This is a genomic window from Micromonospora maritima, from assembly GCF_902825405.1.
Lineage (GTDB): Bacteria > Actinomycetota > Actinomycetes > Mycobacteriales > Micromonosporaceae > Micromonospora > Micromonospora maritima.
Genome location: NZ_CADEAU010000420.1, coordinates 1 through 4705, shown reverse-complemented (window position 1 = coordinate 4705; position 4705 = coordinate 1). Strand labels below are relative to the sequence as shown.

Below are 4705 nucleotides of genomic sequence, written 5' to 3'. Positions count from 1 at the left end.
CGGGGCGGCACCACCGACCGAGGCCCGGCCGCCGGTGCCGCGCGGTGTCACCGAGGCACGCGCCGAGGCGCCACCCTCGGGAGCGCCGGACCAGCCGTTCCCGCGCGGGCTCCGCTCGGAGCCGGGGTCGCCGTTCGGGCCCGGGATCTGGGCCCGCCCACGCGAAGAACTGGGATCGCCGTAGTTCATTCCTCACACCCTGCCGGTCGCGGTGGGGCGCGGGGGCGCCGCCACCGGGTTGCCGTGAGCTGGAACACGGGACGTTACCCGCCGGCCGCGCCGACGTGCGCCCGTCAAATCCGACCTAATCGGACCAATTACGCTTAATGGCTGTCGCTCGTGCCGCCCGGTCACCGGGCCGGCAACGATCGGGACAGCCGCGTTCACCGTTGCGCCTCTCGCCCTCGCCGAGTGGTGGAGCCGTTGGCCGCGACCGACTCGCCCGCGTCCTCCGCCTCACCCGCGAGACTGTCCCGGCCGAGCAGGAACTGCTCGACGAGATGGTTCCAGTCGCAGCCGGGGCAGACCTCCACCACGAACACCTGGAACTCACGCAGCGTCATGGCCAGGACGGGCAACTCGGCCCGGGTACGCGCCTGGCCGGCCGACTGCTTGAGTTCGTCACCGTAAATGTAGTGGACGTGGATCAGGTTCTCGCTACGGCAGATCGGGCAGCGGTGATCGGTCGGCTCACCGTGGAAGCGGGCGGCGTTCTTCAGGTACGGCGAGGCGTCGCAGACGTCGTACGTGCCGATCCGCCCGGCGAGGAGTTCACGCAGCACCGCCCGCTTCTGGAGCGAGTAGTCGACGACCTGGCGCTGCGTACGCATGCGGCAAAGGGTACGCGCTCCGTCGAACCGAGGCGACCATGGTCACCATCGGTGACGAGGATGTCGCGTAACCCGGGGTTTGCCCTGGCCACCCCTCTCCGCTAACGTGCGATGTATCGGTCCGATACATCGCGGTGGTTAGCGCTCCGCGCAGGGGGAACAGAAGGGATGGCCCGTGCTCGAATTCGCCATCCTGGGCCTCCTGCAGGAGGCTCCGATGCACGGCTACGAGCTGCGCAAGGAGTTGACCGCCAAGCTCGGCGCCATCCGGGCGGCGATCAGCTACGGCTCGCTCTACCCGACCCTGCGCCGGCTGCAGGCGGCGGGATGGATCACCGAAGCCGCCGAGACGCCCGCGACCGCCGAGGAGGTTCCCGCGCTGACCAGCCGACGCGGTCGGGTGGTCTACACCATTACCGCGGAGGGCAAGGAACGCTTCGCCCAGCTCATAGCGCAGGCTGGACCCGAGACGTACGACGACACGGGCTTCGGCGTGCACTTCGCGTTCTTCGCCCGGACCGACCAGGCCACCCGGCTCCGGATCCTGGAAGGTCGTCGTCGGAAGATCGAGGAACGCCGCGAAGGTCTTCGCGACGTGCTCGGCCGGGCAGCCGAGCGCCTCGACGCGTACACCCTGGAACTGCAACGCCACGGGCTCGACGCCTGTGAGCGCGAGGTCCGCTGGCTGGAGGAGCTCATCGCCAACGAGCGCTCCGGCCGGGCCCCGACCGCCCCGCGACCCGGGACGGCCGGTGGCCGAGGAGACAACGACAGCCCGCCCACGCCTGGCACGTCCAGGACAGAGCGGCCGTGATGAAGAAGAAGGAGGCAGACGCTATGGGCTCCGTCCGCGTCGCCATCGTCGGTGTGGGTAACTGCGCCTCGTCCCTCGTACAGGGCGTGGAGTACTACCGGAACGCCGACCCGAACGACCGCGTCCCGGGTCTCATGCACGTCACCTTCGGCGACTACCACGTCTCCGACGTGAAGTTCGTCGCGGCGTTCGACGTGGACGCCAAGAAGGTGGGCATGGACCTCGCGGAGGCGATCGTCGCCAGCGAGAACAACACGATCAAGCTCTGCGACGTCCCGCCGACCGGCGTGACCGTGCAGCGGGGCCCGACCTTCGACGGTCTCGGCCAGTACTACCGGGAGATCGTCGAGGAGTCGGACGCCCAGCCGGTCGACGTGGCGCAGGCGCTGCGCGACGCGCAGGTCGACGTGGTCGTCTCCTACCTCCCGGTGGGCTCCGAGCAGGCCGACAAGTTCTACGCGCAGGCCGCGATCGACGCCGGTTGCGCGTTCGTGAACGCCCTGCCGGTCTTCATCGCCTCCGACCCGGAGTGGGCGCAGAAGTTCACCGACGCCGGCCTGCCGATCGTCGGTGACGACATCAAGAGCCAGGTCGGCGCCACCATCGTGCACCGCGCCCTGGCGAAGCTCTTCGAGGACCGCGGGGTCGAGCTGCTGCGCACGTACCAGCTCAACTTCGGCGGCAACATGGACTTCATGAACATGCTGGAGCGCAACCGACTGGTCTCGAAGAAGATCTCGAAGACCCAGTCGGTGACGTCCCAGATCCCGCACGAGATGAGCAAGAGCGACGTGCACATCGGCCCGTCCGACCACGTGCCGTGGCTGGACGACCGCAAGTGGGCGTACATCCGCCTGGAGGGCCGCTCCTTCGGTGACACCCCGCTCAACGCCGAGCTGAAGCTCGAGGTGTGGGACTCGCCGAACTCGGCAGGTGTCATCATCGACGCCGTCCGGGCCGCGAAGATCGCGCTGGACCGGAAGATCGGTGGCCCGATCCTCTCCGCCTCCTCGTACTTCATGAAGTCCCCGCCGCAGCAGTACGCCGACCACGACGCGCACGCCGCCGTCGAGGCGTTCATCGCCGGCGAGGTCGAGCGCTGACGCGCTTACCGGAACACCGTCGACGGCCGGGTCCGCAGGGACCCGGCCGTCGTCGTTCCGTCAGGCCGACATCTCCAGGTACGGCGACAGCCGCAGTGCCAGCTCCTCGACCGAGTCGACCTCTCCGCTGGTCAACGCGTCCGTCAACGCCATCCGCTCCTTCGCCGGCATGGCGAGACGGAAGCCGGCACGGGTCAGGAAGACGCGCATCGCGGCCCAGGCGAGCCCGGCATTCCACAGGTCGAGGGGACGCCAGATCATCAGCCCGTGCAGCAATGCGGCGGCCTTGTCCAAGGCGGTCGGGTAGGCGGCCCGCCCCATCAACCGCGCGTGGGGCCGGGCCGCTGCCACCACCAGTATCCCGGCGTCCCGCACCTGGCTCCGGGGACCGGTGTGTTCAGCGAGCAACGTCAGCAGGTCCTCCGCGTCCGGCCAGGGGCGTGTCACCGGTCCCCCAACATCTCGAAGAACTCGGCATCTTCCTTGAGAACCCGCCGCGCGGCCTGCCGGGTCCACTCGTCGCGCTCGTGCCGGTCCAGGTACGCCTGAACCGCCACCTCGACCGTCTTGTGCATCGAGCGGTGCTCCGCCTCGGCGAGCTCCTTGAGCCGCTGCTCGACCTCGGGCTTCAGGTTCAGGGTGAAGGCCATACCAGAGTTGTATAACTCACCCGTCGGCACGTCAACCACGCTCGGTGGCACGTCTCCTCCTCGATCAGCTCGGATCCAACCGGGCCAGATCATGGCGAGGATCGCTCGGACCGGGGCGGACCGGCGGTGCGATCGCGCTCAGCGAAGCCAGTCGCGGCGCAGCGCCGCCGAGGCCTCCAGCTCCAGCAGGGTCACCTTGCGTGACAGCCCGCCGCCGAACCCCACCAGCTTGCCGCCGGCCCCGACGATCCGGTGACACGGCACGAGCACCGGGATCGGGTTGCGGTTGCAGGCCACCCCGACGGCGCGGGCCGCCCCCGGGTCGCCGACCGCCTTCGCCACCTCGCCGTAGGTCTTCGTCTCCCCGTACGGGATGCCTGTCATCTCACGCCAGACCGCGCGCTCGAACTCGGAGCCGTGCGGCGCCACCACCGGCATGGTGAAATCGGTCAGCTCACCGGCGAAGTAGGCCCGCAGCTCGGCCACGGCGAGCCGGGCCAGGTCGTCGCCGGGCTCGTCGGCCGCCGACGCCACCCGGCCGAAGTGCGCGCCGCGCACGGCGTCGTCGTCGGTCCCCACGGAGAACTCCCCGATCGGCGAGTCGAGCACGGTCCAGCGCATGTCACCCATTGTCGCGCGGGGGGCAAAGATTTCCCCGCCCCGTGCGTCTGAAGATGCGGAGGTGGACGGTGGCAGAGGTCGACGGGGAGTTCACCGCGTTCGTCAACGAGCGGGGAGCGGCCCTGCTGCGGGTCGCGTACGCGCTCGCCGGCAACCAGCACGCGGCGGAGGACCTGCTCCAGAACGCGCTGGCCAAGGCGTACGCCAGGTGGCCCCGGATCCGCGGCGACGCGGAGCCGTACGTGAAACGGATCCTCTACCACGACCAGGTCTCCGGCTGGCGACGGCGGGCGCGACGGGCCGAGGTGCCGGTGGCGGAGCTGCCGGAACGGCCGACGGCGGGCGACGACAGCGACCTGCGGCTGCTGCTACGCGACGCGCTGCGCGCCCTGCCGCCGCGCCAGCGCGCCGTGCTGACGCTGCGCTACCTGGAGGACCTGAGCGTCGAGCAGACCGCCGCGCTGCTCGGCTGCCGGCCCGGCACCGTGGCCAGCCAGAGCGCCAAGGCACTGGCCCGGCTCCGGCACCTCGTGCCGGCGCTCGACGAGCTGACCACCCGGTCGGAGGTGACCCGATGAACACGTCGCTGGACGAGGCGCTGCGCGGCGCCGTACGCGACCTCGCCGACGCCGCCGCACCCGCGCCGGACCTGGCGTCGCGGTCGCTCGGTCGGGGCCGCCGGCTGCG

Annotated in this window: 8 protein-coding genes; 3 read left to right on the top strand and 5 right to left on the bottom strand. The window is 70.4% G+C overall.

Translation table 11 applies throughout. The features are described 5' to 3' along the window. Both HUW36_RS34155 and HUW36_RS26070 read right to left on the bottom strand, forming a co-directional pair. Window positions 1–189, bottom strand: a 189-nt coding sequence (locus tag HUW36_RS34155) for a hypothetical protein (protein WP_217428881.1), incomplete at its 3' end; no start/stop codon positions are given. A gap of 194 nt (window positions 190–383) precedes the next feature. Continuing rightward, window positions 384–830 carry a DUF5318 domain-containing protein gene (locus HUW36_RS26070; RefSeq protein WP_174530567.1) on the bottom strand — a complete coding sequence of 149 codons (447 nt, stop codon included), beginning with the start codon at window positions 828–830 and terminating at the stop codon, window positions 384–386. Between the two features lie 175 nt (window positions 831–1005). Between HUW36_RS26070 and HUW36_RS26065 the strand changes: the two genes are divergently transcribed. Both HUW36_RS26065 and HUW36_RS26060 read left to right on the top strand, forming a co-directional pair. After that, on the top strand, window positions 1006–1644 hold the full coding sequence (locus HUW36_RS26065; RefSeq protein WP_174530566.1) for a PadR family transcriptional regulator: 639 nt from the start codon (window positions 1006–1008) through the stop codon (window positions 1642–1644). 23 nt (window positions 1645–1667) lie between these two features. Next, window positions 1668–2747: an inositol-3-phosphate synthase gene (locus HUW36_RS26060; protein ID WP_174530565.1), complete on the top strand. Its 1080-nt coding sequence runs from the start codon at window positions 1668–1670 to the stop codon at window positions 2745–2747. A 60-nt stretch (window positions 2748–2807) separates the two neighbouring features. Here the strand turns inward: HUW36_RS26060 and HUW36_RS26055 are convergent, their stop codons facing one another. From HUW36_RS26055 to HUW36_RS26045, 3 genes are all read right to left on the bottom strand, one after another. Further along, complete coding sequence (locus HUW36_RS26055; protein WP_174530564.1) at window positions 2808–3194, bottom strand: type II toxin-antitoxin system death-on-curing family toxin; 387 nt, start codon at window positions 3192–3194, stop codon at window positions 2808–2810. After that, window positions 3191–3397: a ribbon-helix-helix domain-containing protein gene (locus HUW36_RS26050; protein WP_174530563.1), complete on the bottom strand. Its 207-nt coding sequence runs from the start codon at window positions 3395–3397 to the stop codon at window positions 3191–3193. Before HUW36_RS26050 ends, HUW36_RS26055 begins: the two co-directional genes overlap by 4 nt. Window positions 3398–3535: 138 nt before the next feature. Further along, the gene (locus HUW36_RS26045; RefSeq protein WP_174530562.1) at window positions 3536–4018 is read right to left on the bottom strand and encodes a methylated-DNA--[protein]-cysteine S-methyltransferase; all 483 of its coding nucleotides are present in this window, start codon (window positions 4016–4018) and stop codon (window positions 3536–3538) included. 68 nt (window positions 4019–4086) lie between these two features. Here HUW36_RS26045 and HUW36_RS26040 point away from each other — a divergent pair, with 68 nt between their 5' ends. Further along, entirely contained in the window at window positions 4087–4596 is a 510-nt protein-coding gene (locus HUW36_RS26040) for a SigE family RNA polymerase sigma factor (protein ID WP_425487268.1), read from the top strand. Window positions 4597–4705 lie beyond the last annotated feature (109 nt).

What these genes read in the sequence shown, in the direction of transcription:
- HUW36_RS26070 (WP_174530567.1), bottom strand. Translation starts at nt 830, where the DNA reads ATGCGTACGCAGCGCCAGGTCGTCGACTACTCGCTCCAGAAGCGGGCG.
- HUW36_RS26060 (WP_174530565.1), top strand. Translation starts at nt 1,668, where the DNA reads ATGGGCTCCGTCCGCGTCGCCATCGTCGGTGTGGGTAACTGCGCCTCG.
- HUW36_RS26050 (WP_174530563.1), bottom strand. Translation starts at nt 3,397, where the DNA reads ATGGCCTTCACCCTGAACCTGAAGCCCGAGGTCGAGCAGCGGCTCAAG.
- HUW36_RS26045 (WP_174530562.1), bottom strand. Translation starts at nt 4,018, where the DNA reads ATGCGCTGGACCGTGCTCGACTCGCCGATCGGGGAGTTCTCCGTGGGG.